Source organism: Salinicoccus sp. CNSTN-B1 (assembly GCF_054792835.1).
Genome location: NZ_JBTWMN010000004.1, coordinates 1,409,835 through 1,435,635, shown reverse-complemented (window position 1 = coordinate 1,435,635; position 25,801 = coordinate 1,409,835). Strand labels below are relative to the sequence as shown.

At 41.0% G+C, this 25,801-nt stretch carries 31 protein-coding genes, 1 tRNA gene and 2 pseudogenes; 16 read left to right on the top strand and 18 right to left on the bottom strand.

Annotated features, from left to right (window positions below; all coding sequences use genetic code 11):
* Window positions 1–38 precede the first annotated feature (38 nt).
* The 3 genes from ACYF68_RS08565 (at window position 39) to ACYF68_RS08555 (ending at window position 1,543) form a co-directional block, all read left to right on the top strand.
* Window positions 39–500 (top strand): nuclear transport factor 2 family protein, encoded by a 462-nt coding sequence (locus tag ACYF68_RS08565; protein WP_344703312.1) that lies wholly within the window; start codon window positions 39–41, stop codon window positions 498–500.
* 428 nt (window positions 501–928) lie between these two features.
* Window positions 929–1,240 carry a hypothetical protein gene (locus tag ACYF68_RS08560; RefSeq protein ID WP_461046357.1) on the top strand — a complete coding sequence of 104 codons (312 nt, stop codon included), beginning with the start codon at window positions 929–931 and terminating at the stop codon, window positions 1,238–1,240.
* A gap of 3 nt (window positions 1,241–1,243) precedes the next feature.
* Window positions 1,244–1,543: a type II toxin-antitoxin system RelE family toxin gene (locus ACYF68_RS08555; RefSeq protein ID WP_461046355.1), complete on the top strand. Its 300-nt coding sequence runs from the start codon at window positions 1,244–1,246 to the stop codon at window positions 1,541–1,543.
* A 588-nt stretch (window positions 1,544–2,131) separates the two neighbouring features.
* On the opposite strand, the gene ACYF68_RS08550 is transcribed toward ACYF68_RS08555, so the two are convergent.
* Together ACYF68_RS08550 and ACYF68_RS08545 are read right to left on the bottom strand one after the other, a co-directional pair.
* Window positions 2,132–2,983, bottom strand: coding sequence for a hypothetical protein (locus ACYF68_RS08550; RefSeq protein ID WP_461046353.1), 852 nt, complete (start codon window positions 2,981–2,983; stop codon window positions 2,132–2,134).
* A gap of 78 nt (window positions 2,984–3,061) precedes the next feature.
* Window positions 3,062–3,559 (bottom strand): hypothetical protein, encoded by a 498-nt coding sequence (locus ACYF68_RS08545; RefSeq protein WP_461046351.1) that lies wholly within the window; start codon window positions 3,557–3,559, stop codon window positions 3,062–3,064.
* A gap of 395 nt (window positions 3,560–3,954) precedes the next feature.
* Between ACYF68_RS08545 and ACYF68_RS08540 the strand changes: the two genes are divergently transcribed.
* Both ACYF68_RS08540 and ACYF68_RS08535 read left to right on the top strand, forming a co-directional pair.
* Window positions 3,955–4,350, top strand: coding sequence for a protein rep (locus tag ACYF68_RS08540; protein ID WP_461047553.1), 396 nt, complete (start codon window positions 3,955–3,957; stop codon window positions 4,348–4,350).
* Window positions 4,275–4,490: a replication initiation protein gene (locus tag ACYF68_RS08535; protein WP_461047552.1), complete on the top strand. Its 216-nt coding sequence runs from the start codon at window positions 4,275–4,277 to the stop codon at window positions 4,488–4,490. The genes ACYF68_RS08540 and ACYF68_RS08535 overlap by 76 nt, the downstream gene beginning before the upstream one ends.
* A 715-nt stretch (window positions 4,491–5,205) precedes the next feature.
* Here ACYF68_RS08535 and ACYF68_RS08530 read toward each other — a convergent pair.
* Window positions 5,206–5,565, bottom strand: a complete 360-nt coding sequence (locus ACYF68_RS08530; RefSeq protein ID WP_461046349.1) for a DUF3021 family protein — start codon at window positions 5,563–5,565, stop codon at window positions 5,206–5,208.
* A 471-nt stretch (window positions 5,566–6,036) separates the two neighbouring features.
* Between ACYF68_RS08530 and ACYF68_RS08525 the strand changes: the two genes are divergently transcribed.
* The 4 genes from ACYF68_RS08525 (at window position 6,037) to ACYF68_RS08510 (ending at window position 7,552) form a co-directional block, all read left to right on the top strand.
* On the top strand, window positions 6,037–6,351 hold the full coding sequence (locus ACYF68_RS08525; protein WP_461046348.1) for a hypothetical protein: 315 nt from the start codon (window positions 6,037–6,039) through the stop codon (window positions 6,349–6,351).
* 11 nt (window positions 6,352–6,362) lie between these two features.
* Window positions 6,363–6,722, top strand: a complete 360-nt coding sequence (locus tag ACYF68_RS08520) for a hypothetical protein (RefSeq protein ID WP_461046346.1) — start codon at window positions 6,363–6,365, stop codon at window positions 6,720–6,722.
* A 221-nt stretch (window positions 6,723–6,943) separates the two neighbouring features.
* A complete protein-coding gene (locus tag ACYF68_RS08515; RefSeq protein ID WP_461046344.1) occupies window positions 6,944–7,189 on the top strand; it encodes a hypothetical protein in 246 nt (81 codons plus the stop codon).
* A 54-nt stretch (window positions 7,190–7,243) separates the two neighbouring features.
* Entirely contained in the window at window positions 7,244–7,552 is a 309-nt protein-coding gene (locus ACYF68_RS08510) for a hypothetical protein (protein ID WP_461046342.1), read from the top strand.
* A gap of 1,210 nt (window positions 7,553–8,762) precedes the next feature.
* Here the strand turns inward: ACYF68_RS08510 and ACYF68_RS08505 are convergent.
* The 3 genes from ACYF68_RS08505 to ACYF68_RS08495 all read right to left on the bottom strand — a co-directional run bounded on the left by ACYF68_RS08505 (window position 8,763) and on the right by ACYF68_RS08495 (window position 9,959).
* A complete protein-coding gene (locus tag ACYF68_RS08505; RefSeq protein WP_461046340.1) occupies window positions 8,763–9,536 on the bottom strand; it encodes a hypothetical protein in 774 nt (257 codons plus the stop codon).
* Window positions 9,537–9,557: 21 nt separating this feature from the next.
* A tRNA-Cys gene (locus ACYF68_RS08500) sits at window positions 9,558–9,632 on the bottom strand.
* Between the two features lie 72 nt (window positions 9,633–9,704).
* Window positions 9,705–9,959: a glutaredoxin family protein gene (locus tag ACYF68_RS08495; RefSeq protein WP_461046338.1), complete on the bottom strand. Its 255-nt coding sequence runs from the start codon at window positions 9,957–9,959 to the stop codon at window positions 9,705–9,707.
* Between the two features lie 211 nt (window positions 9,960–10,170).
* Between ACYF68_RS08495 and ACYF68_RS08490 the strand changes: the two genes are divergently transcribed.
* Together ACYF68_RS08490 and ACYF68_RS08485 are read left to right on the top strand one after the other, a co-directional pair.
* Window positions 10,171–10,800, top strand: a complete 630-nt coding sequence (locus ACYF68_RS08490; RefSeq protein ID WP_461046336.1) for a sigma-70 family RNA polymerase sigma factor — start codon at window positions 10,171–10,173, stop codon at window positions 10,798–10,800.
* A gap of 207 nt (window positions 10,801–11,007) precedes the next feature.
* Window positions 11,008–11,187 carry a hypothetical protein gene (locus ACYF68_RS08485; RefSeq protein ID WP_434122284.1) on the top strand — a complete coding sequence of 60 codons (180 nt, stop codon included), beginning with the start codon at window positions 11,008–11,010 and terminating at the stop codon, window positions 11,185–11,187.
* Window positions 11,188–11,511: 324 nt separating this feature from the next.
* Here the strand turns inward: ACYF68_RS08485 and ACYF68_RS08480 are convergent, their stop codons facing one another.
* From ACYF68_RS08480 to ACYF68_RS08470, 3 genes and pseudogenes are all read right to left on the bottom strand, one after another.
* Complete coding sequence (locus ACYF68_RS08480; RefSeq protein ID WP_434122287.1) at window positions 11,512–11,595, bottom strand: type I toxin-antitoxin system Fst family toxin; 84 nt, start codon at window positions 11,593–11,595, stop codon at window positions 11,512–11,514.
* A gap of 152 nt (window positions 11,596–11,747) precedes the next feature.
* Window positions 11,748–11,906, bottom strand: a pseudogene (locus ACYF68_RS08475) (recombinase family protein); the annotation flags it as partial.
* 147 nt (window positions 11,907–12,053) lie between these two features.
* Window positions 12,054–12,518, bottom strand: a complete 465-nt coding sequence (locus ACYF68_RS08470; protein ID WP_461046335.1) for a hypothetical protein — start codon at window positions 12,516–12,518, stop codon at window positions 12,054–12,056.
* Between the two features lie 159 nt (window positions 12,519–12,677).
* Between ACYF68_RS08470 and ACYF68_RS08465 the strand changes: the two genes are divergently transcribed.
* Window positions 12,678–12,839, top strand: a complete 162-nt coding sequence (locus ACYF68_RS08465) for a hypothetical protein (RefSeq protein ID WP_461046333.1) — start codon at window positions 12,678–12,680, stop codon at window positions 12,837–12,839.
* 383 nt (window positions 12,840–13,222) lie between these two features.
* Here ACYF68_RS08465 and ACYF68_RS08460 read toward each other — a convergent pair whose 3' ends face one another.
* The 6 genes and pseudogenes from ACYF68_RS08460 to ACYF68_RS08435 all read right to left on the bottom strand — a co-directional run bounded on the left by ACYF68_RS08460 (window position 13,223) and on the right by ACYF68_RS08435 (window position 19,796).
* The gene (locus ACYF68_RS08460) at window positions 13,223–14,134 is read right to left on the bottom strand and encodes an alpha/beta hydrolase (protein WP_461046331.1); all 912 of its coding nucleotides are present in this window, start codon (window positions 14,132–14,134) and stop codon (window positions 13,223–13,225) included.
* Between the two features lie 112 nt (window positions 14,135–14,246).
* Window positions 14,247–15,353 carry a glycosyltransferase family 2 protein gene (locus tag ACYF68_RS08455; protein WP_344702051.1) on the bottom strand — a complete coding sequence of 369 codons (1,107 nt, stop codon included), beginning with the start codon at window positions 15,351–15,353 and terminating at the stop codon, window positions 14,247–14,249.
* A gap of 45 nt (window positions 15,354–15,398) precedes the next feature.
* Window positions 15,399–16,898 carry a phytoene desaturase family protein gene (locus tag ACYF68_RS08450; RefSeq protein ID WP_344702053.1) on the bottom strand — a complete coding sequence of 500 codons (1,500 nt, stop codon included), beginning with the start codon at window positions 16,896–16,898 and terminating at the stop codon, window positions 15,399–15,401.
* A 98-nt stretch (window positions 16,899–16,996) separates the two neighbouring features.
* Complete coding sequence (locus ACYF68_RS08445; RefSeq protein WP_344702055.1) at window positions 16,997–17,470, bottom strand: glycosyl-4,4'-diaponeurosporenoate acyltransferase CrtO family protein; 474 nt, start codon at window positions 17,468–17,470, stop codon at window positions 16,997–16,999.
* Between the two features lie 88 nt (window positions 17,471–17,558).
* Window positions 17,559–19,046 (bottom strand): annotated as a pseudogene (locus tag ACYF68_RS08440) (phytoene desaturase family protein).
* Window positions 19,047–19,292: 246 nt separating this feature from the next.
* Entirely contained in the window at window positions 19,293–19,796 is a 504-nt protein-coding gene (locus tag ACYF68_RS08435) for a ferritin (protein WP_344702059.1), read from the bottom strand.
* A gap of 239 nt (window positions 19,797–20,035) precedes the next feature.
* Here ACYF68_RS08435 and ACYF68_RS08430 point away from each other — a divergent pair, with 239 nt between their 5' ends.
* The 3 genes from ACYF68_RS08430 to ACYF68_RS08420 are packed head-to-tail and all read left to right on the top strand — an operon-like array spanning window position 20,036 to window position 21,907.
* The gene (locus tag ACYF68_RS08430) at window positions 20,036–20,953 is read left to right on the top strand and encodes an ABC transporter ATP-binding protein (RefSeq protein WP_461046328.1); all 918 of its coding nucleotides are present in this window, start codon (window positions 20,036–20,038) and stop codon (window positions 20,951–20,953) included.
* The gene (locus ACYF68_RS08425; RefSeq protein ID WP_461046326.1) at window positions 20,946–21,341 is read left to right on the top strand and encodes a hypothetical protein; all 396 of its coding nucleotides are present in this window, start codon (window positions 20,946–20,948) and stop codon (window positions 21,339–21,341) included. The genes ACYF68_RS08430 and ACYF68_RS08425 overlap by 8 nt, the downstream gene beginning before the upstream one ends.
* Window positions 21,287–21,907, top strand: coding sequence for an ABC transporter permease (locus ACYF68_RS08420; RefSeq protein ID WP_461047550.1), 621 nt, complete (start codon window positions 21,287–21,289; stop codon window positions 21,905–21,907). The genes ACYF68_RS08425 and ACYF68_RS08420 overlap by 55 nt, the downstream gene beginning before the upstream one ends.
* 88 nt (window positions 21,908–21,995) lie before the next feature.
* Here ACYF68_RS08420 and ACYF68_RS08415 read toward each other — a convergent pair whose 3' ends face one another.
* A complete protein-coding gene (locus tag ACYF68_RS08415) occupies window positions 21,996–23,246 on the bottom strand; it encodes an amidohydrolase family protein (RefSeq protein ID WP_461046324.1) in 1,251 nt (416 codons plus the stop codon).
* A gap of 73 nt (window positions 23,247–23,319) precedes the next feature.
* Window positions 23,320–23,679 (bottom strand): Lin0512 family protein, encoded by a 360-nt coding sequence (locus ACYF68_RS08410; RefSeq protein ID WP_461046322.1) that lies wholly within the window; start codon window positions 23,677–23,679, stop codon window positions 23,320–23,322.
* Between the two features lie 301 nt (window positions 23,680–23,980).
* On the opposite strand from ACYF68_RS08410, the gene fdhA reads away from it, so the two are divergent.
* The gene (fdhA, locus tag ACYF68_RS08405; protein WP_344702069.1) at window positions 23,981–25,189 is read left to right on the top strand and encodes a formaldehyde dehydrogenase, glutathione-independent; all 1,209 of its coding nucleotides are present in this window, start codon (window positions 23,981–23,983) and stop codon (window positions 25,187–25,189) included.
* Between the two features lie 93 nt (window positions 25,190–25,282).
* On the opposite strand, the gene ACYF68_RS08400 is transcribed toward fdhA, so the two are convergent.
* Window positions 25,283–25,771 (bottom strand): small multi-drug export protein, encoded by a 489-nt coding sequence (locus ACYF68_RS08400; protein WP_344702071.1) that lies wholly within the window; start codon window positions 25,769–25,771, stop codon window positions 25,283–25,285.
* Window positions 25,772–25,801: the final 30 nt, after the last annotated feature.

Below are 25,801 nucleotides of genomic sequence, written 5' to 3'. Positions count from 1 at the left end.
ATATGCTGAAGTAAACAGTTCAGAAATGAGGAGATATAATGAGTAAACTTGTCCCTCCATTCACGCAAGAAACTGCCGTGCAGAAAGTCCGTATGGCCGAAGATAGTTGGAACAGTCGTGACCCGCATAAAGTATCCTTGTCTTACACAGAGGATAGCCGCTGGCGGAACCGCGCCGAATTCCCAACTGGCCGTTCAGAAATCGTAGAGTTTCTCGAAAGAAAATGGGCTAAGGAGCTCGACTATCGATTGATTAAGGAACTTTGGTCATTTACCGAAGACCGCCTTGCAGTACGGTTTGCATATGAGTGGCATGACGATAACGGGAATTGGTTCCGATCATACGGAAATGAGAATTGGGAGTTTTCTTCAGATGGCTTGATGAAGCAACGCTTTGCATCCATCAACGATCTGCCGATCAGCGAATCAGAACGAAAATTTTATTGGCCGCTTGGTAGACGACCCGATGACCATCCTGGATTTACCGAACTTGGCCTATAATTTGTATTTCTTTTGCTGGAATATAAACGTATATTATTCATAATACCCCCAAATGAGTCTCTTTGTTGGAGAACTCACTTTGGGGGTGTTTTATGTGACATTTTAGGTTTCCAGTTTAATTTTCAATCGAAGGTGTAATTAAAATACACCCTAGTCATACATTTAGAACCTAGCAGTGGAGACAACGCCACACTGTCTAATTAGGGTCTACCCAAAATTAACGATATATACTTACCAATTAACCTTAATAACTATTTAAGTTTAATTTTTTGATATAGGATAATCTAATTTATCTTCTATTTTATTGAGTAATTCTTAATGACTAATGACTATGTCTAAATATAGCACTATTTAAAGTACTATATTTAGTGCTAAATATATGGTATAATTAACGTAATATATTAGTGTAAGAAAGGTGATGTATGAATATGAAGATCATGGATGTGCCATTTAAAAGCATCTCTGATGTTAAGCGAGCGCCAATGGGTGTATTCAATGAAGCGAGAGAAAGCAGGAACGGTGTCTATATCCTAAACAACAATAAAGCGGTCGGTGTCGCATTGACGCCGGAGCAGTACGAGTCTATGAGTAAAGAAATAGAGTCACTCTATGATCGTATTGACGAATTGACGGTTAAAGCACGTCTAGCTGAGCCAAACATCAAAACCTATACAGAAGAAGAGGTTCTAGGGAACAGACTAGATGATGTCACTTACGATGAAAATGATGGTTGGGAGTAAGTAATGTACGAACTAGAATTCACAGCGCATACAGCTAGAGAAGAAAAGGAATTGGACGGCAACGAACGCGTATTCGTCGACAAAGCACTCAAACGGATTAAAGAGCGCGGTATGCAAGCCGGACAACCGCTGCAAGGAGAATTGAAACACTGTCGTAAACTAAAGAATCAGAAGATGGGATTACGCGTTATATTTCGTCAGTTAGATGACAAGATAGAGGTAATTCAAATAGTTGCGATTGGGAAACGTTCAGATGCTGAAGTATACAAGAACGCTATTGAGCGATTAAAAGAAGATGAATAGAATGAAGCATTGTTGTATATTTTACGATGGGGCTATTTTTGTATGTATTGCTCGCATATTGAACGTTCGTAAAGGATTTTATATCTTTGTGAACGTTTGTTTTAATCTATTTTAAATGCTTCCAAGAGCGTTCGCAAAAGTGTACTTTTACGAACTCTTCATCTTTAAAATTGCATTTCTAAATGTCTTTACTCAGAATATATCGAATGCAACCAGTTTTTAATTAATGTAATTCATAAATATTTGAGTTACACTTTGACTTTAAATAAGATATAGATAGTAGAAGAAACTTTACCTTAAAGTGAGTTTTATAATCGAGGAGTTATGGTTTACGGTAGAGCCAATTGACGATAATAAGTATGCAATTAGCAAATATTGTCATTGGGATATGTGTGATTCATAGCAAGAACAACCATTTTCATCCTACTTGTATTGGCCATATTGGTTACTGTAGTCATAAGGGAACAGAGCAAAAATAAAAGGTATATCTCCTATAGAGCATAGGAAATATACCTTAAAAAAATATTATTTAGTTGGGCGATCAACTTTTGAGATGCCATTATACTACCTCGAATTTGTTAAGAGAAGTTAATTCATCTTATAAGATTGCGATTGTTTTAAATATGGAATATCTTCTGGAATGTAACTTAAAAAGTTGGAATCCATGTAAGATTCAATCAATAGGTAGAGCTCCTTGTCCTTAATGGCATTCTTAACATCATTATTCAACGTAACTTTTATACTTTTATCTGGTTGAAATTGAACTTTTTCTTTTTGTAACACACTACCTTCATCGTCATAAACTAAGATATCTTGATTGATTTTCTGTTCATAGTTTTGAGCAATTAGAATTTCAGAAGTCTCTTCGTTAATGGGGAGAGAGTCTTTATTATTAGGTTTTACCTCATCATTTATAGACTCATCTACTATCAATTCATCCGAGGAATACTCACTTTTATCGTAGCTAGTATTACTAATATATTCATTACCATTACTGAGATAAATGTGGGTTGGGAATGTTGCTACGTCATCGTCTTTTAAATGACTTAGAACTGTTATATCAGAGTAGCTATACTGCGTTTCTAAATCAGTTGCTTTCAGATCATAACGGTAATTTATTGGATCCCCATTATTCTCTAAACGTATAAAATTGTTAGAATTTTGATTTTCTGAAATTGTCATAAATTCCTCATCATACATAAATAATACTTTTAAGCTATCTGGTTGACTATAGTGTGTATCAAAGGAAAAACTTATTTCTGCGCTTTTACCATCCATCTCAACTATAGGGAATTCTTGATTGTCAACACTGATGTAATCTACAGATTTATGATCGAATAATGGTCTTGATGCAAAATATGGAATGAAGTCCAAAGATTCTTTTTCTTCTTCGCTTAAAACCTGATTGCCTTTCGACTCTGTTAAATCCTGCACTTCCATAAAAGACTCTTCTTTACTACATCCGGCTAAAATAATAAAGAAGAGTAGTATTACTGTTAAATTTTTCATCATATCGGATTAAAACTGAAGTATAGTTCCTGTTCTTCCTTGAACAGAGCCACTATTATTGACACTCGCTCGGTGAACTCCTAATGCTCTGAATTCTGTGCCATTAGGTACTGAGCCAGGGTAAGTTGAAGCCGTAGCATTTGCTGTTTTAGATATTACAGCACTACTTGATTGAGTAGAAATAGTTCTTCCACTTTGCATTAGAGTTACTTGAACATATGAAGAGCCTAGTCTTCCATTTCTAGTTGTTTCTCCATTAGCATGAATAGAGCTCACTGGAACAGCTAACGGTTCCACTATAGATTGTGAGTCTTTTATACTTGATGCTCTAGTACTACCAGAGTTTATTCTAATACTGCCTGTAAGTATTTCATGATAGTAATTAGAAGCAGAAGTAGTAACTTGATCGTCATCCACTTCCATCTCGCCCTCTACAGTAACAGTTGAATCTAATTCTGCAGCTTGTTCCCAATCAGATTTTTCTGAAGCATCTACAGTATTCCCCATAACAGAAACATGAACGAAACACCAAGCATTGAAGTAATTATACTTTTCATAGTGAACACCCTTTCTAATTTTTGCAATAATTATTATTGCAACTTCAAAATTATAGAAAATTTAGTAATTAGTCAACGGCTATTTTTAAATTGTCACAATTTTGCATATGTTAAAAATATATGCAATTACATGATTTATCTAAAATAGCCTAGCTAGAAATTCAGATCGATTCCTCTGCCTTTTGCTGATATAATGACTTAGGCTTGTCGACGGTTAGACTCAGAACATTTATTTTCTGCAATCTCGGCTAGTATTTGATAAATGAAATCTTTGATGAACTTAGCCAAACTTAGTAAACCATTCAGTGATATCGACTATCGTGTAGGTATATTAATGTATAAGCTTTGAGTTCTTTCTACCATACATTTTTTAAAGTACTTGTAAAAGGTAAAAGTTTAATATGCGCGAGCGCGCTTTGCTTTACGAACACACATTTCAATCATTCTAAAAAACGACAATATATTAAACGCGATAGATGGCTTGAACTTTGGCAACAATCAACGAAAAATCCACTCATCACACAAGTAGATATCCGACGCGTAAAACATACGGACAACAAAAAGAAATCTCCGAAATTGCCAAATACAGCGCCAAAGACAGCGACTATCTCCAAGACGAAACCGTATTTGACACATTCTATAACACACTTTCCGGCAAACGCCTTATTGTATATTCCGGCCTCTTTAAAGACGCCAGCACACTCTATGAAACCAAAGCACTCGACCACTATAAAGACATAGATCCAACCTACTACATCTACCAAATTTTCTATCACTGGGGTAAAACAGACTACATCGAAACTGAACGCAAACTCATGAATCAAGACATGCAAAAAGAAATCAATCAGACCCTATTAGACGAAACAGACATCGAGGAATAACCGTTACACCTGCACCCATTGTTACACTTTCCATTCCCCCTTTAACCTTGACCCCTGTATCACGACACGCAGTGATGCAGGGGTCAAGGTTTGAGACTAGCAACTTGTTGCTTATCGAATGGGGAAGATGCCAGGGATATCAATGGGTGCGGGTGTATACGACCATTCCAAATAAAAAAATGGGTCACAACCACCATTTACCCCCCATTTACCCTACCATTTGGAATAGTCATGGAATCTTCGTGGAACGTGTATTTAGCATGTTATTTAGAATGATATTAGAATTTTATTAAGTATTTTTTTGGTCTCACTCTTGAAGCGAACTATCCCAGTACAGAATACGACACTTTGATAAAAAGTGTCGTGTGCGTAACTGGGCAGTACTGAGATTTGAATTTAAACCGAACTGAGAGTTAGACACCATTTCAGAGTTCAAATAAGCGCATATGAGCGTCCAAATTATTTTTAGGGTACTTTTCTCTGACTTAATTCCTTAGAAACGCTCTGAGGGCTCTTTCTGACGTTTTGAGCCATATAATCATCGGAGATCCATTTATGCCGAGAAAATTTATTGTGCGTTGAGAAGAACCCTTAACTAAACTTGCAGACGAATGTCGGCATAGCGTGAGCTATAAAGCCGACTATTCGACAAGTTTTGGGATTGTTAAGGGTTCCGAGGCTCAACGTCAATAAAGCAATTGGAATAAAGCAATATTTATTTAGTTGTTAATTTTGAAATTAGTAAAAATATTATCCAAAATGCTACTCCGAAGCTTATAAATATACCAAAAACTTTTAAGTAGTCTAAAAAAACATTTAATTTAAACCATCCACTGAGAAGTAAAATTGGATAGATTGTAACAAGCATTAGAACGAAATGAACAATGGTTTTTTGTTTCAAATTTAGCGTATTAATTTCGTATATAAAAGAGCTTAATCCTAAAATTAATATTATAAGACTTGTAATAAATGTACCTTTTGCTTGGTAATTTTCTTCTTGTAGCAATAGAATTAAGGAAATAGAACTCATTACAGCAAAGGGAATTATAGCTCTATAAAAAATTTGTAAAATCATAAAATCAACTCCGTTTTTTTGTTTTTTAAAACGAGTGAAACGAGTTTCTTCTTGTCTTGATACTATATATCAGATTTCTGATTCGAATACATTCTATCAGAAAATGATTTGAATATTTTAGAGATTGACTTTAATTTTTCTATCTCAGGCACTTATTTTTAGAAGAAACCTAAGTCAAATCGTTTGAATTTAAAAAACGATTTCAATTATTTCTATAGTGTATTCGATTTAAAATAAAATACAAAAGATGAAAATCGATAAATATAGTAAGAGCATAAGGAGGATTTTATATATTTCCAATATATAAATCCTCAAAAGCCTTGATATGTCGGCAGTGCCGACAATATATTTACGAATACTGAAATCAATAGAATATATAATGAAATATATATAAAAACAGCGATTTTTTAGAGTGATTTTACAAATATATATAGATATATATATTTATATTTTTTAGGGAGAATGATATAAATGGCTCAATTTAGTATTAAAGATTTGGATGAACAGGTCATGATTCAGCTGAAAGCAATTGCGAAAGAAAGAGGCATTACTTTCAGTGAATTAGTCAGAGGAGTATTAGAAAAATATGTAGAAGACCGCATATTATCTTCTTCTATAACGAAGTTTGAAGTCGCATTAAGGAATACGCAGATTAGTTTAGATGCCAATACTGAAGCGTATAACCAATTCATTGAAGAAAATAAACGATTCAGAGGCTTCTTCATTGATTTACTGACAAAAGAAGAACTACATCTTGATGAAGAGAACTATGATGTGTCCAATTAAGGAGGGGCTTTATGATTTCAAAACGATATGACTTTGATAATGAGACCGTTTCGAAGATTAAAACAATAAAGACAGCCAAAGCGATCAAGACAGAAAAAGAGGTGTTAATCCGGGCACTGGATCATTACCTGCTTTCAGAAATGATTGAGCATGAATCCGTTGAGTTTAAAAAATTGCAGAAGATGAATGAGATAGCCGCACAACTCAAAAAGTTGAACAGCAAAATGAATCATGTGGACCTCGGAGTCAGTATCAACAACTTATTTCTCGCTTCTGAATTTGAAATCGAACGGCATCCGAGAGCAATTATTAATAGAGACACCTTGGACGGATACTATTTTTCTGAAGCTAAAAAGAAATTCAAAAAATGATTCGTATAAAAGATCAGGAAAATCGGATGACACAAGCAAAGAACGATGACAGAACATCCACAGACTCTAGAAGAGAATTTCAAAAGAATAAAGATACTGATGATGATTGGCTGAACATTTAATTGCGTTTCTTAGCTGTTTTATAAGAGTAAGAGAAGGACCGACTCGTATTACTATAAAAACAAGCCTGTTTCTAGTTTGATTAAGATTGGAGATGTAGGATGAAAAATTGGTATATTCATGGTTTAAATATAATTGTTCTAGTTGCTATGTCAGTATTTGGTCTATTTGCTCTGTTTGGGAATGCAATGAGTGCTGGCTCATCTCCTAGCATCAATTTTGCAGTCTACACTTCTTTTTTACTGTGGGGAATTTTTTATGGCATTCAGTTTTTAAGAAAAGCATATTTGGAGAGTTACTTGGTTTTTAGTTTCTCTAATTGTTTTATGGTGGTTGCATTTAAATGAAATTTGGGCTTTTTACAGGATCAAATCTTTCAAATTTATTAAGGGAGAATAACGATGAAAAATAAATTGCGATTGATTACAATCATAGGAACTTTTATTATGCTGACTGTATTCTTTTTAATCGTGACTAATAGAGTTTTACATTTAATTCCGGCAGATATTTATTACAGCAATAATCTATCTCCAACCTTACCTTTTATTCTCTTATCAATAGTTTCTTCCATATTTCTGATGCTTGGGATTGTTGGTTTATTTATCTTAAAGGAAGGAAGAGGAATGCTTATCTTATCGCTGGTGGTTAATGTTGGCTTTCTTGCTTTCCATTACTTCTTGTTTTTTGGTCTATTACAATGGGGCGCATAATATCCTCTATTATAAAAAGATATTAGAAAAAATGACTTTATTTAAAGAGAAACCTGCATTGAGATGCAAAAATCTCAATGCAGGTTTCTCCTTTTATAAGTTCTTTATTCTATAGTCATACTATCTAGAGTTTATTTTTTATCAGTTTTGTATTAGCAAATTTGTTGCTATTAGCGAAAAGAACAAAAATTAACAGTCATCTTTGCTTGAAAAGCAAGAATAATATCTCCTGATTCCACAATTCCATATACATCTCGAACCCTTCGAGCACAATCTATTAGATCTTGATCACAATTACAACGTCCTGGGTAGGAAGTATAATCATAATTGTAACAAGAGTCATGGCCTACACAGCATGAATCTAATGCATTCACACTAATCCCGCTCCCATTAGACAATCCATTACCACAATCAGCGCCACATCAGCGCCACAATAATTATATTCTGTGCAATTACCTGCAGTATCACAAAATACGCAACACTGACCACTAAATCCAGCTGAAGCATCAAAACAAGGAACAGGATCAGATCCAGAATTTTGACTAATAGATACTGAATCCTCTATTTGCGGAGCATTATAAACACTGGAAACTTCTATAGGTTGAACACTATCGATCGTTGTTTGATTTTTAATCTAAGCCATCGTTAAATGAACTAAGACTAAATCTTAAACGGTCGTTATAAAAACTATAAATTTAAAAGGTATTGATGTCACTTTTAGACACTATGATTTCTTCTTATCTTGATTGATATTTCTATAATGAGACTACTTAATTTAATTAGCACTCATACCAGATACAATATAAATAAATAAATGGAATATACCGAATGCTATTGCTAACGCAAAAGATATCCCAGGAAGAAGAGTGTTTTCGGATTTTTTTATAATCCCAGTTATTGAAAAGAGTAAAGATACAACTAATAAAATAAGACTAATATAAATTTCTATCGGTGGCCCTCCTCTAATAATTGGCCCTCTTGTCATGATGAGTATAAAAAAAGCAATAGAAAAAAGGATGCTAATTAGAGAAGTCCAACCTATCCAAGACAACTTTTTCATATAGATTTTTTACCTTCTCTCAATAGTAATATTCCAACTTTTTTTACCTTAACATAAACAAATTCATCATAAAAGAAAGCACCTTTAAAACTTAAGTTTTAAAGGTGCTACAATAGAAAATTTCTAACTCTGGATTCTAGTTTTCAAATTTTACCAAGGACATCCATCAATGACGTGTGCTTTATATCGAATCCCCAATCCCATGATGGTATCACCTGGAGCGGAATAACTGCCCAAACAGTTTAATAGCAGCTCATGACATGTGCAGGAAGAAGTTGTTCCTGCGAATAGACAGTCATCATGTTGCTGACAGCATCTATCGACAGTATGAATTGGGCTCCCGACATCACCGATTGGGTCCCCTCCTCCTGATGATTCATGATCATCACAATAAGCACCGCAATGATTGTATGTTACTCCTTCAAATTGACAACAACTACCACTGGCAGTACAAGTGTGGGCATCTCCGATAGCCAAAGGTTCTATAATGCTTTCTTCGTTCTCAGAATCAATGCTTTCAAACTCAGGGATATACTCTGGTTGTTTATATCCTTCTTCTACCATCTCATCAAATACAATTTCATGATTTATAAACTTTTGGTGGTGGTAAAGATCATGTTCTTCTTTATACTCCCATACTTTTTCAATTAGTTCTCTGCTTTCATTTCTATTTTTGAGATTCATCAACAAAACTTGCGTGTTTTCATCATAATACAAATATCTAATGGTAAGTTCATCGAACAATTCACCTGAATCTTCAAATGTTGAAATAACTGCCATTCTTCGTTGGATGTTATTTGTTTCATTATTAAAACCTTCAATACCTGCCTTTAATTCTTGATCTGATAACACCTTGCTGTCTTTAAACATTTCGTTATACTGTGAATACTCACTGGATTTTAAAAATTTTCCTCTTTGTATCATTATAATTCCTCCTTATAATTTTGGAGGCGATGCCCGGATTCGAACCGAGGATTCAAGGTTTTGCAGACCTTTGCCTTACCGCTTGGCCACATCGCCATCTCTTTCAAAGATGTTCTACTGATAAAAGAGCGATCAAATTAGTAAATCACAACCTGCTGGAAGAAAAATTTAATTTTTTTCTTCCAGCAGGTTTTCTAGTTCCTGGCGTTGGAAACCTTGCACCAATGTTACTTCCCCGTCAGGGGCTATAGCGACAGTCAATGGCGTCCCAGTGCCCCCTTGTTGAAAAAATCCCTCACGATGCTCCGGGTTCGATACTTCTTTCGTGACAAAGGCATATCCCTTTTGCTCCATCCAATCAATTTGACGGTGACAGTGCAGACAAGTGTCCTGGATATATACAGTAGGTTCCAAATGACTCATGATTATCTTCTCCTTTTCTTCGTGTTTTGGCTTACATATATAAAAGATAGATAAATTATCCAAAACACAACCTTAGTTCAAAAATGGTTGTGTTTTTAGTTTTCCATCTTCCTTTTATAAGTACATAAATATATAGAAGTATTTGAAAATATTTGAAGAATATGCTACTTTTAATACGAACATATGTTCGTATTAAAAGCGAGGTGTTTAAATGAATTCGATCTGTGAGTATCAAACGCCACCCCCGTATCACAAGCTTTGGCAGTCATTTTTACACGAAAAAGAAAACAAAGGATTACTATATCGTTATGCTCGTAAACCGAATGAAGAACGTAGGAAAATCCTCGAACAAACCTTTCAACAATTTATTTTTGAACGCCGATTTATTTCTTATTTTGCAAAAACCATTCATTATACAGCCGTGCAATTTGATAAAAAGGAACGCCGTTTTCTGTACCGCAATCAACGCTATCTCGATGCGCCAATACAAGAAGGTCATCTAGCTGTAGAAGTACCATCCGTAATGCCTGAACATGATAATGGTGTTCACACCTTGGAAAATCATATGTCTTCGGATTTTCTTTTTTCTGCATGGGAGAAGTTAACAAAGAAACAGCAACACGTATTGGATTTATCTTTTGTGTATGGCTATACGGATACCGAAATCGGAGAAATGTTTAACCAGAAGCCAGCAATCGATTTCTCGTTTGAAACAACGGGCACTTCAGCATATGCGTCAATGGTATGCACAGAAACAGAATGGATAAGAAGGAGGAGCTTTCATGGAGGAACACCCAGCGTTCGCTACGCTAGTTCAGGAGATTCAAAACCTGGAGTATAAAGCACAAGAAGAACCATTGGATATGTTATTTGAGCGATTACAGCCAAAAATTCAGCAGGCTTTATTTCAAACATCTCCAGATAGACGAGAGGATCTGGAACAAGAAATTCGTATAAAACTAATGGAAATTACTCGGAATTATCAGTGGAAAGACAGTCCGGAAATCGACCACTTTATTCGATGGAACTAACAGAGAGGAGGGGGCATATGAATACAGAAATTTTTGACTGCTGGTGTCGATGTCGGGGATTGAGTGCTTCGATTACACAAATACTCGATAACGAAAATTTAACCGTGGAAGAAAAAGCATTACTGTATGATACGTTGATCGATATTCAAACAGCTGCTAATAACATTCAACAGTTCTGTACAACGCCTTTAGAATAAGAATGTCCGTGAGCATTAGAAATCATAAGCTGATCTTTCATGGAGATGAAGCAAACGACGAAGCAGGGTTTTTCGAAAAGAAAAACTACATTTGGGAAAAAGGATGATAGATAGAGCGATTTTAAGGCAAGTTAGGTGTATTGATATGGACAGGGAGGCATAACTTGCCTTTAAATGACTCTGTAGATATTGGTTTATTTACGAGGCAACATGAAAATGCTATAATATAAGTAATCAAACATTGTTGCTTAACATGGCACACCGAACCCCCAATCTATGGCAGTAGATTGGGGGTTATTTGGTGTTATCGGTCTAGTCATCTAGTTAGTCTTCACGATTATCCAACCAATACGAGAATAATGTGATTACTGCACCGACTAAAATTGGTGCAATAAGGAACTCAAACATTGTTGCAAACATGGTGTCACCTCCTCCCATGCTATCCGCACAGAAGTGAACTAGATGACCGCATCAATTTTATCATATAAAATGTTTTTGAATACATAGCTTTTATATAGTGAAGACTGATATAAATTGTTCTTAATTCTGTAGATTGTCTGTCATGTAATCCTGACCGCTTTGGCAATTTGGGATATGGTAATCCCTTTCTTTAGCCGAGAAATCACATGATGGTATACAAGCCTTTCTTGAGGACCTTTAGCTAATTGGATGCCCTGGGCTTGTTTACGCTTTGAATCCGAACATTCCTGTTCTGTCATTCGAATATTCCCTGACCAGCTTTAATTTGAATGGGTGACCATATTTAGCCATAAACCCCCAAAAAAGTTAGAGTTGTAAATCTAACTTTTTTGGGGGTGGCCCTTAAATAACTCTTTGGATCAATCTTTTTTTCCTTTTTTATTTATTTAGCAGAAACGATTTTTCGCAGCGTTGCAACCATCTCCAACTATGGAAGCACATAAGTTACGACAAATCGTAAGTCCAAGAAGGATACCTATAATTGGAATAGCTCTACAAGCGGCATTACATGCAGCAATCCCGCCAAAACCACAAAGTAAGTTAATCGCATTTTCACACGTAGTTGCTTGAGTTGTTATTAGAGTGGTAGGTCTCTGATAATCTGTTTGAACAGTACGTGAAGAACCGTTTTCTTTGATATCTAAAGTTGCGAAACCGTTATCCCAATAGGCAGTTACAGCAACTTTTTCTTCACTGTTATCATTTTTAACTTCGTAAACGACAACAGTGGCTTCCTCCTCTTCCTTTTTGTGTGTTAAACCGTAGACCAAATTTTCGTCAACTTGAATATCCACAATCTCTAAAATCTCGGGATGTTGTGTTTTTGTTTTTTTAATCAATTTCTCTACCATTAATCTTTCCCTCCTTATTTAATTTGTAAAGCGCTTTACAATATATAAAGAGCAATTTAAAGTTGAAAAAACAACTCCAAAAATTTAAAATTCATTTAAGTTGTTTAACTATGTATGTGATAAAATATAAGCAATCTGTAAAATATTAAGGAGGAGAACATGAATATCATAGCAAACCGTGATGGGATTGGTGCATCTAAGTTTGAACTTTGGTTTTTTAAATCCTTATATTTATTAACGTTTAAAAAGTCTAAATGCCTTAAAAATATAATACGTCGGATAGAAGCAGATATAGAAGCTATCAAAAATAAACGCGTTTAATAAAGGTGATTTTTTATGAAGGGTTGTCTTTGGATAACCTTTTTTGTTGAATGAATTTTACAACCGGTCTTATCAAATTTATTTAACGACCGTTTTTTGGAAAGTTTATCTAAATCAAATTTAGTTTTATATAACGGGAATATTCTCTTTAGAAACTTGTTTAAATATCAGTTTTCATTTACTTAAAATTTACGTGAGTTTTTGTACTAGAAGAAAATATACTTTGTTTGGATAAATATAAAGTCTGTATCTAACCTAAAGTAGAGGGGGAGATACAGACTTTTTTTAAGGCGTGAAAGTAACAACATTTATATTCTCAAGAAATTACGATGATTAACGTATTGTTATTAATGTGTCTCGGTAAAGTTAGGATGGATCGTGCATTATTCTTCAATAGCTGTCTTGATGCTCGAAGCTATCAGCTGCCAAGCCTCTTGAGCCTTTTCTTTTGGGCCGATATGCGTGAACGCATGGATGCAGTTTATGAAGAGGTGATCTTCGACACTTACTCCAACTGCTTTTAATTTGGCAGCATACATTTCCGCTTCTGGTCTGAACGCATCATGCTCTGCAATTATGATAAGTGCAGGAGCCAACTGGCTGTTTATATCGGCATAGACGGGGGAGGCCAGGGGGTGTTTGGCATCTTCCTTTTTAGGCACATAGCACAGATTCAAAAAGTGAGCGACTTGTGGGAAGCGTGCGCGCCACTTGTTGGGCTCGGGTTTTTCTGAGAATGGTGTGGCAAAATCAAGCATTGGAGAAGAGAGGACTTGGAGGAGGGGTTGTTTTTCGCCAATTTCTTCAAGATGGAGGCACAGAGCGGCTGCGATATTACCGCCTGAGCTCTGGCCACCAATCATTATTTTATCGGCATCGACTTTCAAGTCATCTGCACTTTCCTTCATCCACTGTAGTACTTCATAACATTGTTCAATCGCCTTGGGAAAAGGATACTCGGGTGCTTTCACATAGTCGATGTTAAAGACGACACATCCCGTCTGACTTGCCAGGAAGCGGCAATAGGGATCATCCATGTCCTTGTCATTCATGATGAAGGCGCCGCCGTGGAGATTGATGTAGACGGGCCGCTTCTTTTGTTTGTCTCCCAATGGATAGTAGAAGGACACTGGAGTCGGCCCTATGGATGTCTCAACTGTGAAATCCGTTTTGGCTTCTATATGTTGATGATCGACCATGGGTGCTTTAATCGCTTGATCGGGGAGCGCCCGTAATAGTTTCGCGATGATGGTTTTAATGATAACTGACTCACTTCTTTCTCTGCTGTGATGCAACAATGGTTGAGGAATGCTACATAACTCCAGTCTCCAAAAGTATAGCTGGCACTATCCCTCAATTAATAATGGGTCCTGTGGATGGGCGAGTAGGGGAGCTTAGAGACAACATTCACTTGAGGGTTATCTTCCGTCCTCTCCAATTGACGGAGCGCAGTATGTGTACCCGGAATAGGGAATATACGAATACTCCTGCAAAGAATGTAAAGAGGATAGGGTGGAAGAGGAAGATAAACCTTTTGAAATTCCCGCTTCTTCGGGCGAACCCCATCGTTTGAAATGCGTAGAGTAGATACAACAAGCCCGTGAGCACGATGGCTACTGGGTCCATTGCCACAAGGGAAGAGATCAATGCGCCGGCACTTATGAAACTGCCGGAAATCCAGATGATGGTCATCATCATGACGAGAGGGTGTGTGGATTGTGAACCGAGCGCAAAACTTTTACACCAGCCGTCTACAAGACTTTTGAATCCTTCAGGGTACATGCGGAAAGATATGACGCCTTTACCGCCAAGACAATAAACAGGTAAATCTTCATCTAGAAAAGCTTCGCCCAGTGCGAGATCATCCATTAGCGCGCCCTCGATTTTCTTATGTCCGCCTGATGCAAGGTAATCGTCCCTATTGGATAAGATGGTCGGGCCGAATGAGCCTGCTGGCTTGAATCGGCGCCCCCATATGGTGAAGACGTTCATGCCCACAATGACGATTATGTTGAAGATCGCGGATAGATTTTCATACATATCTTTGATGTGATGGAATGGCTGCAAGGATAACAGGCCCCTTGCGCCTTTTTGGCGATAGAACTCGAGCAGATGACCCAGACTATCTGGAGTGGTGAAGTGTGTGTCGGCATCGAGGAAAAGCAGCCATTCTCCTTTTGAATGCTGCACACCGTGCCAACATGCTGCTGATTTCCCGGCACCCTCCTGCGTCGCTTCATTACACAGCACGGTGGCCCCGAAAGATTGCGAGATGGACATTGTATCGTCCATAGAGTCATCATCGACGACCAGCACTTCAAATGCTTTGAAATTCTGATGCTGCAAGGATTCTAATAGGGCGGGGATCCTTTCCGCTTCATTCCTTGCCGGAATGATGATGGATACAAAAGGCATGTTGGCATGCCTCCCTTGGCTGTGAGGAAGTGGCAGCTGCCAAAACATGAGGATCCCCACCAGAATTGTGAGTAGCCCCAATATGATACTGACCATCATAAATTGTTCCCTCTCTTCATTCAGTGATCATTCGTGGTTCATATTTCATCTGTCATCCTGCATGAGTGCGTCTGTCGCAATCTTTGCAGACATCAGTACAATCGGCACGCCTGCACCTGGGTGCGTGCTGCTGCCTATGAAGTACAAATTGTCACAGCTCGGCGACTTGCTTTGCGGGCGTTTATGGATACTTTGTGAAAGGGTAGGCTGGAGCCCGAAAGCAGCCCCATTATACGCATTGAATCTGGATGCGAATTCATGTGGTGTGAAATGGGTTTCGGTGACGATTTCCTGCTCAATGTTCTCGAAGCCCTTTATTTTCTTCAGAGTATCCAGGATATATGTGCGGTAGTAATCAATCGTTTCATCATTCCACTCATAGTCTGCTGTGGCGACATCCGATACCGGCATCAGTATATACAGTCCATCTTTGCCTTCCGGTGCAAGCGTGGGGTCGAGTTTCGATGCAATATAGACATAGAATGATGCATGTTCGAGCTTCTTGCCATCAAAAATATCCTGCATGTTCTTCTCAAGCTTTTCATTGAAGATGAAGTTATGGACATGCTCGACGTCTTCGTACTTCCGGTCCATTCCCAAATACAGCAGGAAGCCGGAACAGGAGTATTTCATACCCTCAATCTTCTTGTCTGTGAATTTCCCCTTGGCCTTAGGTGCTTTCACCAGATGCTTCATCGCATACGGAAAATCTGCGTTGCAGACGACAAAATCCGCTTCGACCTTCCTATCATCTATAATGATGCCATCTGCCTTATTGTTGTCGATGGTTATTTCCTGCACCGCGCTTCCGTAGTGCACCACACCGCCAAGTTCTTCAAAAAGCCTTTCCATGGACGATGCCATCGTATACATGCCGCCTTTAATGAACCATATCCCATATAAAAATTGAATCATTGGGATCATCGAATAGAAAGAGGGGCCATTAAATGGGGACACTCCGATATACAATGTCTGGAAACCGAAGATCTGTTTTAGGCGTTCACTTTCAATATACCTTCCGATGAAATTATCAGCAGTGCCGACCAGTTTCACCTTTGGTGCTTTTTTAATCATGGAAAGGTTATAGACATCCTTTCTGTTATAGAAAGGTCGATTAAGGATGTTTTCCATGGCAAAAGTATAGCCTTTATATATATCACTCATATAGTGAAGGAAGCCTTCGACATCCGCTTCATTGATGGCATTGATGGTTTTGGTCAATGCAGTCAGATCGGATGAGATGTCTATCGGTTCATCGGGCTTATCGCTGAAGTAGACCCGATACATGGGATCCAATTTCTCCATAGGGATATAGTCATCAGGGTCACGTCCGCACAGCTCGAACACTTCCCGGTATAATTCCGGCATCATGACGATGCTCGGGCCGAGATCAAATTGATACCCATCCTTTTCTATGCGGTTCATTTTTCCGCCCGGAGTGGATGCCTTCTCATGGATTTCCACCTGATAGCCGGCGTACTGCAGTCTGATGGCGCTTGCCAGTCCGGCAACCCCGGCCCCGATGACGATCACTTTTTTACTCATGGTTATTCCCCGTTCCTAAAGCATATTCAATCCTGTTTATATTGTAATGCGCTGTGTACAGTGTTTTGGTATGTAGGCCGACAGTTGAAGCTGTCTGTTTATGACAACATCTTTTCAATGCGGCCGCGGTTGTACCGCTGGGTGATGATGAAGGGGAGGTTGAAGACGACTGCATAGACGATCATCAGAAAACCTGCCAGAGGCGGATTCCATAAAAAGAACAGTGGAGCGGGTAGAATGGATGCCCAGTGCGTCAGCTCGGCCCGCTTCGTCTCTTCGGCAAAAGTCTTAAGCTCTGATCGATTCACCCCGTGCAACGTCTTTTTCTGATACCCTTTTTTAAATAGGGAAGCGCCGTCGATCAATCTGCCTTTCCATGATTTCACGCGGAATAGGCGATGCCAAAGATTTCCTGAATCTTCCCATCGATAGATGCGCGACCAGAAAGCATTGTTCTGAAAAGAAGCAAGCGGCAGTTTGAAGCACAAGACTGAAATGATCATATGGAAAAAGAACCATGCGATTATATCAAGGATGATGGTCCAAAATAGGGGGAGCGAGATCATTTGCATGGCTTGGCCTCCTAATCGCTTTTATTATTCGAAACAGGCTTCTGTACCCCTGCCTTTAACACTAGGGTGATTCCAGGGGAGTTGGGCATCACTCTTCCTCTGAATCCCTTTTGACAATCTTATCGGCAACATGCTGACCACTCAGCGTCACCATCGGCATACCGCCGCCTGGATTGACCGTGCCGCCGACAAAGTAGAGGTTATTATAGTGGGGGCTTTGCTTCGGGTGTTTGAACCCTTTATTCTTTTTACGGTCGGATAGGGTGCCGTAGATCGCCCCGCGGTCTGATCCATATGCGCGCTCGATGTCTTCTGGTGTCCATATATCTTTTGTGACAATGTTCTGCCGAAGGTCCTGAAGGCCCATCCTTTCAAGCTTGATCAAGGTTTGTTCCGCAAACCGCTCATAGTCTTCAGCGGTAAAAGGTTCATCCTGGATATATGGGATGTGGGGAGGACCTTCAAGTTTTCATGGCCTGGCGGGGCCTGGTTTGGATCGGTCTTATTGACGTTGACGAGATAGATGACGGGGTCATCCGGCAGTTCATGGCGTTGGAATATCTTGTTCATCTGTTTCTTCATATCTTCTGCAAAGAAGAAGTTATGATGCGCAAGCTGAGGATAGCTTTTCTTTACCCCCAGATGCATGATGAGTCCGGAGCTGGCCGGTTCGAATTTCTTTTTTATCTTCTCGACATAATCCTTGTTCCCCCGATCAGCTTTTCGTAGGTCGGGATGACTTCCATATTCGAGACGTAGTAGTCTGCCTGCAAGTCTGTGCCGTCTTCCAAAGCAGCGCCGATGATTTTGCCATCTTCATAGTGGAGGGCCGTAATCTGCTGGCCGGTATGGAATGTCACGCCGACCTCTTCGGCGAGCTGCACAAGCCCTTTGGCAAGATTACCCAGACCGCCCGGCACATACCACACGCCCTGGTCATGCTGCATATATATCATCATGTTCAATACAGCAGGCGCATCGTAGGGGAGGACCCGACATATTTGATGAAATAGGACAGCATATCCTTCAATTGGTCATTACTGATCCGCCTGTCGATGCCCTGATAGATTGTGGAAAATAGGTCGAAGCCCTTCAATGTGCTGATCAGCCCCTGGTACTCCATGATATCCTTTTTATCATCGACCCCTTTGAAGTAGCTGTTCTCGGTCGTATCGTAAAGCTTCTTTGAATACGCAAGCAGATCTTCATACTGTTTAATATCTTTATCACTCAATGATGGATTCTGCTCGCGCATATCTTTTAGATCCTCATACAGATCGATGACATTGCCATCCGGGAAGAAGGAACGCCACTGGTGGTCGAGCTTGATGGTCGGCACGTAGTCTTTCATCTTCTTTCCGCTATTGGTGAATAGCGTTTCAAATACTTTCGGCATGGTCAGAATCGAGGGGCCAAGATCAAACCCGAAACCATCCTGCTCCAGGCGGTTCACCTTCCCACCCAAGTGGTCATTCTTTTCATATAGAGATACCTTATATCGTTTTTGGGCCAGGGAAATTGCTGCAGACAGGCCGCCGAGCCCGCCGCCGATTATCAATACGCTTTTTTGTGGCATTCGACACATCTCCTTATTATAGAAACGATTGTTACAATGTAATATGCATCTTACATTTACAGCAATGATATCACAGTGATTGAGTGTACAGAATTATTATAATTATCTAGATGATTTTAAATATCTATCTTAATTTATATACCGTAACCGTAGAAAATTGAAGGAATCGATCATTCATAATGGTATAAAAAGACGATTCATGCAGTCGTTCACATGAATCGTCCATTTGTCATTTCCGGTTGATTATTATTTGCCGCCGTCGAAACTACGTTTGGCGAGCTCCCGTTCATAGATGAAGAGGGCATTGTTGTCGTCTTTGATGCGCTCGATATAGTCGATATGGCGCTCGAATGTGGCTTCTTCCTCAACCTGTTCATCGAGGAACCATCTGACGAAGGACAGTGTCGCATATTCTTTTTCTTCAGTCGCGATATCAGAAATAGTGTAGAAGGATTCCGTCACTTCCCTCTCTTGTGCCAATCCTGCCTTGAAGGTGTCGATGATAGAATCATAATTCACTTTTGGAGCAGGAATCTCTTTAAATGTGGCGTGCACGCTGCGATCATTTAAATAATTATAGAGCTTCATGGCATGGAAGCGTTCCTCTTCCGCCTGCTGAATATAAAAGTTCGCAAAACCATCATAACTTCTATGCTCGCAATAAGCGGCCATAGCCATATACTCGTGAGCTGCCGCAAATTCATTATTCATCTGATCATTCAATTTTTCTGTAAGTTTTTCCGATAACATACTATAAACACTCCCTTTAGACGATTTAGTTATATTTACCCTCTTCTGATCAAATATATCATTTTTAAGAACAAAAATTTAATGTCGTCCCTTTATCCCTTCAGCAATAGAGGGAGGACTTCCAGCAATCAGTTAAATCGAAAAAATCACTGAAAAACAGAATTTCTTGTGATATCATTTAATTTGTCAATTATTTGAATTCCGAATAATATTTTAAACGAATGAAAGGAGTGTAATGTATGCCGGAATCTACAGTGGCCATTACGGAGCTGAATAAAAAGATCGGACGTAAAACCATCATTAAAGACCTTGATTTTACCGTGCGTCCGGGAGAAGTATTTGGCTTCATTGGACCCAATGGAGCAGGCAAGACGACGACCATCCGAATGATGGTTGGGCTCATGGGCATCACAAGCGGGGATGTGATCATCCAAGGCAACAGCATCAAAAAGAACTACAAGCAAGCAATCAGTGAGGTCGGTGCCATCGTCGAAAACCCTGAAATGTACCCGTTCATGACCGGTTGGCAGAACTTGAAGCACTTTGCCCGCATGTCACAAGGTGTGACACAAGAACGCATCGATGAAGTGATCCGTCTTGTGGGTCTTGAAAATGCGATCAAAACGAAAGTGGCGAAGTATTCTTTAGGGATGCGCCAGCGTCTCGGCATCGCCCAGGCTCTGCTGCATAACCCATCGGTCCTCATACTGGATGAGCCGACGAACGGTCTTGACCCTTCAGGGATAAGGGAAATACGCAGATACATACGCAAGCTGGCAGTGGAGGACGGTGTTTCTGTCATCGTCTCGAGCCATCTATTGAGCGAAATCGATCTGATGTGCGACCGCATCGGGGTCATTAAAAATGGTGAAATCATCGCCATCAAAGATTTGAACGAAGCAGATGACACAAAGGTGCATACCGTCAAACTCACCCTCGAGCCAAAGGAGCAGGCAATCGAACTGCTCAAGCTTGAAGAGACAATTAAAATAGTGGATACGACCGATCAGATTCAAGTTGAAATGAACCAGTCCGACATCCCGCAACTGATCACAAAACTGGTGGCCGAAGACATCGCCGTTTATGGCGTGGATGCGGCCAAATCGACATTGGAAGAACGATTCCTCGAGATGATTGGAGAGAATGTCATTGAATAGAATAATGAGCCTGATCAGAAACGAACTATCGAAGATCTACATCATGAAGTCAACTTGGATCATGTATGCCTTCCTGCTGGCAGCGGTCGTCTTCAGCCTGGTGATGAATACCGTCACCGATTCGGTTGACACTGAAACGTCCTATTCGGACGACTGGAAGACCGAGCTCGAGGAAGAGAACGAGACGCTGATGCAGGAGATCGAAGATGAAAAGGAAGAAGATCCGTTCATTGAACAAATAAATATGCAGCAGATAGAGGAGAACACCTACAGAATCGATAATGATGTGCAGCCGTTCGGCTATCATGCCGGCAATTTCGTTTTGGATAATCTATTCGGCTCTTCGCTGATCAACCTGTTCACCATCATTGTCGCAGGGGGATTGTAGCCAACGAATTCAGATGGGGCACCATCAAGCAACTGCTTATCCGCCCCATCCCGAGAGCGACGATCTTATTGTCGAAATATATAGCTGTATTGTTGTTTGCGCTGTTGACCATGTTGAGCCTGCTCGTGATGACCTTTATCGTCGGTGCAATCATGTACGGATTGCCATCAGCTGGTCCGGAAACGTTAGTGAACCGACCTGAAGGCCTGTCCCATAACGGCGTGATGTCCGAAATAATGCTCCAATATGGATTTAAGCTGATAAACATAATCGTGCTTGCCACGTTTGCATTTATGATATCAAGCATATTCAGAAGCAGTGCCCTGGCGATCGGCATTTCGATGTTCCTGATGTTCGCCGGCACGACAGCCTCAGTGGCCATGTCCCAGTACGCCTGGTCTAAATTCATACTGTTTGCCAACACCGACCTGGCGGTCTACTTCAACAGTATGGGGCCGATAAGGGAAGAGATGACCATAGGGTTCTCAGTTGCGGTCATTGCCGTCTATATGCTCATCTTCATCGTTGCGGCGTGGAGTATCTTCACTAAACGGGACGTCACATAATTTGTGATGAGATAAACTCCAACGCATGTTTAATTTGATATGCCATAAAGAAAGGACACCTGCTATTCAGCAGGTGTCCTTTTGATCGTTATAGGTCTTTCAGCAGCTCGTGCGCCGCTTCGTTTTTACGCGGTGTCCTTTTGAAGAGATATTCGCCATCACGTACAGAACAGAGCACTTCCGCCCTCTCTCGGATGGCTTCGTATGGGTTTTGTGCATCGAGTACGATGAAGTTGGCCGGATTACCCGCTTCCAACCCGTACGCTTCAATGTTCATGACCTTCGCGCCATTATAGGTGATGAGATCGAACGCTTTGTTGATTTCATCGATGTGGGTGTAGTGCGCGAGGTGGATGCCGTTATCGAGTATATTCATCATGTTCCCATTGCCTAAAGGATACCAGTAGTCGGCTATGGAATCTTGCGCGAAAGCGACCGTGTTGCCGTTTTCCAGGAGCTCCTTGACACGCGTCAGTCCCCGGCGCTTCGGATAGGAATCCGCGCGTCCCTGGAGGTGGGCGTTCTCGGTCGGACAGGAGATGAAGTTGATCTGGGAGGCCTTGAACAGCCCCATCATCTTCGATGCATATGAGCCATCGACCGAGCCGAAGCTGCATGTGTGGCTCGCCGTCGTTTTAGGGCCGTAGTCCTGCTCCATGGCGAGTGCATTCAGCACTTCCAGGAAGCGGCTGTTGGGATCATCGTTTTCGTCACAGTGGATATCTATCATGACGTCGTATTTGACCGCCAAGTCCACAATGCGCCTCAATGATTCGACGCCGTATTCATAGGATATTTCAAAGTGGGGGATGCCACCGACGACATCAGCGCCCATGGTCAATGCTTCCTCAACCAGCTGTTCTGCGCCTTCGTACCGGAAGAACCCTTCCTGTGGAAACGCGACGAGCTGGAGCGTGACAACATCCCTCAGCTCTTCTTTGAGCTTCAGCAGTGCCTTCATGCCGGTGAGGTTGGGGTCGGTCACGTCGACATGCGTCCGGATGTATTGTACACCGTGGTTCATTTCTTTACGGATGCCCTCTAATGCACGTTCGCGTACCATTTCCTCGGTCAATGACTTCTTGTTGTCGCTCCATCTCTGTATCCCTTCGAACAGGGTGCCTGAGCGGTTTGCGTTGCCTTCGCCCAATCCGGAAAAAATATAATCCAGATGGAGGTGTGGGTCGACGTAGGGTGGCAGTACCAATTTCCCTTCAAGATCAGTAACGGTGTCGACTTCTCCAACATCCGGCGCGATTGATTTGAACTTTCCGTCGTCGACCAGAATTTGCTGGGGCCCTTCTGTTCCATAAATGTTGGCGTTGATGAATTTCTTCATTGCGATTTACCTCGTTTCTGTTATTGCTTGATTCAATTTTATTATATTTATCCGATAACCATATTAATTACAATCAATATCCAACTTCTACAACGGCATTGACGATATACATCAGATCATTTTTATCATTCTGGTCTTCAAGATAGATGCCGCTTGAAGTGGCAAGACCGCCGTCAAGCAGTTCAACTGTAACCATACCGTACGGAATCATGCCTTTGACCGCTTCAACATCCAGGCGATCATGATCCATCGGCAGACCAAGCTTCACATTCACCTTCATGTTGGAGAGGTTGTTCTCAGGCAGTATGTTTCTGATGCCCGGCATTGAATTATAGTGCAGGGCATTCTCCACAGCCCTACGGGCTGCCACATTTATATCCTGCCCATGCACATCGGTGCCGGTGCCCGTTTCGATGAAAACAAGTTGTTCCATAGTCAACACTCCTTGAATCATTTTTTGTATCCACCATTACTATACCGTTTATGACAGTGGGGAACAAATTTTTGGCGATTATGAGCGGAATACATACAAGTTATTATTTGACTGAATATTCAGAAGGGTATAAGATGGATATATGTTCCATATTTTGGACTTATGTAAAGCGGATAAAGCCATTGGGCTTATCATATAAACACCTTGGAAGGAGATGAAATTACAGCACCTTGTCACTCTTGCATTCCGCTGTTCAACAAAACATATTACGCAGTGCTTGTGCACTGTCAGGAGGGGTATCATGCAAGGAAACCGTGGTGTAGTCTATACAGGTAATGGTAAAGTTGAAGTTCAGGATATCAGTTATCCCGATCTCGTATTGAGGGATGGGCCGGGTGTGCCGAAGGAAAACGTCGGCAGGAAATGTGAACACGGCGTCATCCTGAAAGTCATTACAACAAACATATGCGGCAGTGACCAACATATGGTAAGGGGACGGACCACTGCACCGGAAGGAATGGTGCTCGGTCATGAAATACTGGGAGAAGTGATTGAGGTCGGCCGTGATGTCGAATTCGTCAAGAAGGGCGATATCGCATCTGTACCGTTCAACATAGCGTGCGGCCGTTGTGTAATGTGCCGTGAACAGAAGACGCATATCTGCCTGAATACAAACCCTGAACGGCCAGGCGCCGCATATGGGTATGTCGACATGGGTGGATGGGTCGGTGGCCAATCCGAATACGTGATGGTGCCATATGCCGACTTCCAGCTGCTCGTCTTCCCGGATAGGGAAGTCGCAATGGAGAAGGTGCTGGATCTGACGATGCTGTCGGATATATTCCCGACAGGCTATCATGGTGCATACTCTGCAGGCGTCAGGACAGGCTCGACCGTCTACATCGCCGGTGCTGGCCCTGTCGGCCTGGCAGCAGCCCATTCAGCGCAACTGCTCGGAGCATCTAGGGTAATTGTCGGTGATCTGCAGGACGATCGCCTCAAACAGGCGGAGAGCTTCGGCTGTGAGACAATCAACGTTTCTAAGCATGACCGTTTGGGCGAACAGATCGAAAATATCCTCGGCACCGATCAAGTCGACTCTGCTGTGGATGCGGTCGGATTCGAAGCTTATGGCCAGGAAGGTGAAGACAAACCAGCAGCGGTATTAAACAGTATAATGGACGTCACCTCTGCCGGTGGCAGCCTTGGCATTCCAGGGTTGTATGTTACAGAAGACCCAGGTGCAAAGGATAAAGATGCACAACAGGGAAGCCTAAAGGTCCGTTTCGGTCTGGGTTGGGCGAAGGCACATACATTCGTCACCGGACAGACGCCTGCAATGAAATACAACCGCGATCTGATGAAGGCGATACTATCAGGCCGAGCGGAAATCGCGAAAGCCGTTAATGCGACTGTCATCAGCCTTGATGAAGCACCAGGCGGTTATGAGGACTTCGACAAAGGAGCGGCTAAGAAGTTCGTCATCGACCCACATGGCGCACTCAAATAAATAGGCCACTCAATTTAAAAAAACCTGGATGAAGTAATCCCTTCATCCAGGTTTTTCTGCGTCTTCCGGCAAACGTGGAAACGTTTGAAGTCGTTATTCGATGATTTTTTTAAGGAACTGCTTGTCTTCAAGCTCAAGGAAGTCCACACCGAATAACACAAGAATGGAAATTCCAGCCGTCCACAAGATGACGCTCGCCGTCACCCACCAGAATGTCGCTTTCCTGCTGCCTCCGAGAATGACTGCCATCAGGGCAGTGAAGTGGCTGCCGACGAAGAAGGGGCCGATGAACGCCAGACCCGGCAGACCATATTTATGCCAGATCTTCTCGGCACGCTGTGATTTACCTGAGCCATTTTTGCCTTTCGCTTCCCGTCGCCTCAAGTACCAATTTTTAACCCGGTCGATTACTACGACGAGCAGCAGCAATGTGACCAGATTGCCGATGATGCCGATGAGCAGGGTCATCGGGAAGTTCATGCCGCTCAGTATGCCAAGCGGTACGATGACGAATGATTCGAACAGTGGCACTGCAGAGAGCACAAAGACGAAAAAGTAGGCGATAAGTAGAGATGAATTCATGACTTTCCTCCAAACCATGCAGCATTATAG

Excerpts from the sequence above, each read along its gene's own strand:
- ACYF68_RS08555 (WP_461046355.1), top strand. The coding sequence starts at position 1,244 with ATGTACGAACTAGAATTCACAGCGCATACAGCTAGAGAAGAAAAGGAA.
- ACYF68_RS08565 (WP_344703312.1), top strand. The coding sequence starts at position 39 with ATGAGTAAACTTGTCCCTCCATTCACGCAAGAAACTGCCGTGCAGAAA.
- ACYF68_RS08435 (WP_344702059.1), bottom strand. The coding sequence starts at position 19,796 with ATGTTATCGGAAAAACTTACAGAAAAATTGAATGATCAGATGAATAAT.
- ACYF68_RS08490 (WP_461046336.1), top strand. The coding sequence starts at position 10,171 with ATGAATTCGATCTGTGAGTATCAAACGCCACCCCCGTATCACAAGCTT.
- ACYF68_RS08450 (WP_344702053.1), bottom strand. The coding sequence starts at position 16,898 with ATGAGTAAAAAAGTGATCGTCATCGGGGCCGGGGTTGCCGGACTGGCA.
- ACYF68_RS08545 (WP_461046351.1), bottom strand. The coding sequence starts at position 3,559 with ATGGGGAATACTGTAGATGCTTCAGAAAAATCTGATTGGGAACAAGCT.
- ACYF68_RS08510 (WP_461046342.1), top strand. The coding sequence starts at position 7,244 with ATGAAAAATAAATTGCGATTGATTACAATCATAGGAACTTTTATTATG.
- ACYF68_RS08415 (WP_461046324.1), bottom strand. The coding sequence starts at position 23,246 with ATGAAGAAATTCATCAACGCCAACATTTATGGAACAGAAGGGCCCCAG.
- ACYF68_RS08485 (WP_434122284.1), top strand. The coding sequence starts at position 11,008 with ATGAATACAGAAATTTTTGACTGCTGGTGTCGATGTCGGGGATTGAGT.
- ACYF68_RS08560 (WP_461046357.1), top strand. The coding sequence starts at position 929 with ATGAAGATCATGGATGTGCCATTTAAAAGCATCTCTGATGTTAAGCGA.
- ACYF68_RS08530 (WP_461046349.1), bottom strand. The coding sequence starts at position 5,565 with ATGATTTTACAAATTTTTTATAGAGCTATAATTCCCTTTGCTGTAATG.
- ACYF68_RS08495 (WP_461046338.1), bottom strand. The coding sequence starts at position 9,959 with ATGAGTCATTTGGAACCTACTGTATATATCCAGGACACTTGTCTGCAC.
- ACYF68_RS08455 (WP_344702051.1), bottom strand. The coding sequence starts at position 15,353 with ATGATGGTCAGTATCATATTGGGGCTACTCACAATTCTGGTGGGGATC.
- ACYF68_RS08470 (WP_461046335.1), bottom strand. The coding sequence starts at position 12,518 with ATGGTAGAGAAATTGATTAAAAAAACAAAAACACAACATCCCGAGATT.
- ACYF68_RS08430 (WP_461046328.1), top strand. The coding sequence starts at position 20,036 with ATGCCGGAATCTACAGTGGCCATTACGGAGCTGAATAAAAAGATCGGA.
- ACYF68_RS08515 (WP_461046344.1), top strand. The coding sequence starts at position 6,944 with ATGAAAAATTGGTATATTCATGGTTTAAATATAATTGTTCTAGTTGCT.
- ACYF68_RS08505 (WP_461046340.1), bottom strand. The coding sequence starts at position 9,536 with ATGATACAAAGAGGAAAATTTTTAAAATCCAGTGAGTATTCACAGTAT.
- ACYF68_RS08410 (WP_461046322.1), bottom strand. The coding sequence starts at position 23,679 with ATGGAACAACTTGTTTTCATCGAAACGGGCACCGGCACCGATGTGCAT.
- fdhA (WP_344702069.1), top strand. The coding sequence starts at position 23,981 with ATGCAAGGAAACCGTGGTGTAGTCTATACAGGTAATGGTAAAGTTGAA.
- ACYF68_RS08525 (WP_461046348.1), top strand. The coding sequence starts at position 6,037 with ATGGCTCAATTTAGTATTAAAGATTTGGATGAACAGGTCATGATTCAG.
- ACYF68_RS08400 (WP_344702071.1), bottom strand. The coding sequence starts at position 25,771 with ATGAATTCATCTCTACTTATCGCCTACTTTTTCGTCTTTGTGCTCTCT.
- ACYF68_RS08550 (WP_461046353.1), bottom strand. The coding sequence starts at position 2,983 with ATGGAAGTGCAGGATTTAACAGAGTCGAAAGGCAATCAGGTTTTAAGC.
- ACYF68_RS08445 (WP_344702055.1), bottom strand. The coding sequence starts at position 17,470 with ATGCAAATGATCTCGCTCCCCCTATTTTGGACCATCATCCTTGATATA.
- ACYF68_RS08520 (WP_461046346.1), top strand. The coding sequence starts at position 6,363 with ATGATTTCAAAACGATATGACTTTGATAATGAGACCGTTTCGAAGATT.
- ACYF68_RS08465 (WP_461046333.1), top strand. The coding sequence starts at position 12,678 with ATGAATATCATAGCAAACCGTGATGGGATTGGTGCATCTAAGTTTGAA.
- ACYF68_RS08480 (WP_434122287.1), bottom strand. The coding sequence starts at position 11,595 with ATGTTTGAGTTCCTTATTGCACCAATTTTAGTCGGTGCAGTAATCACA.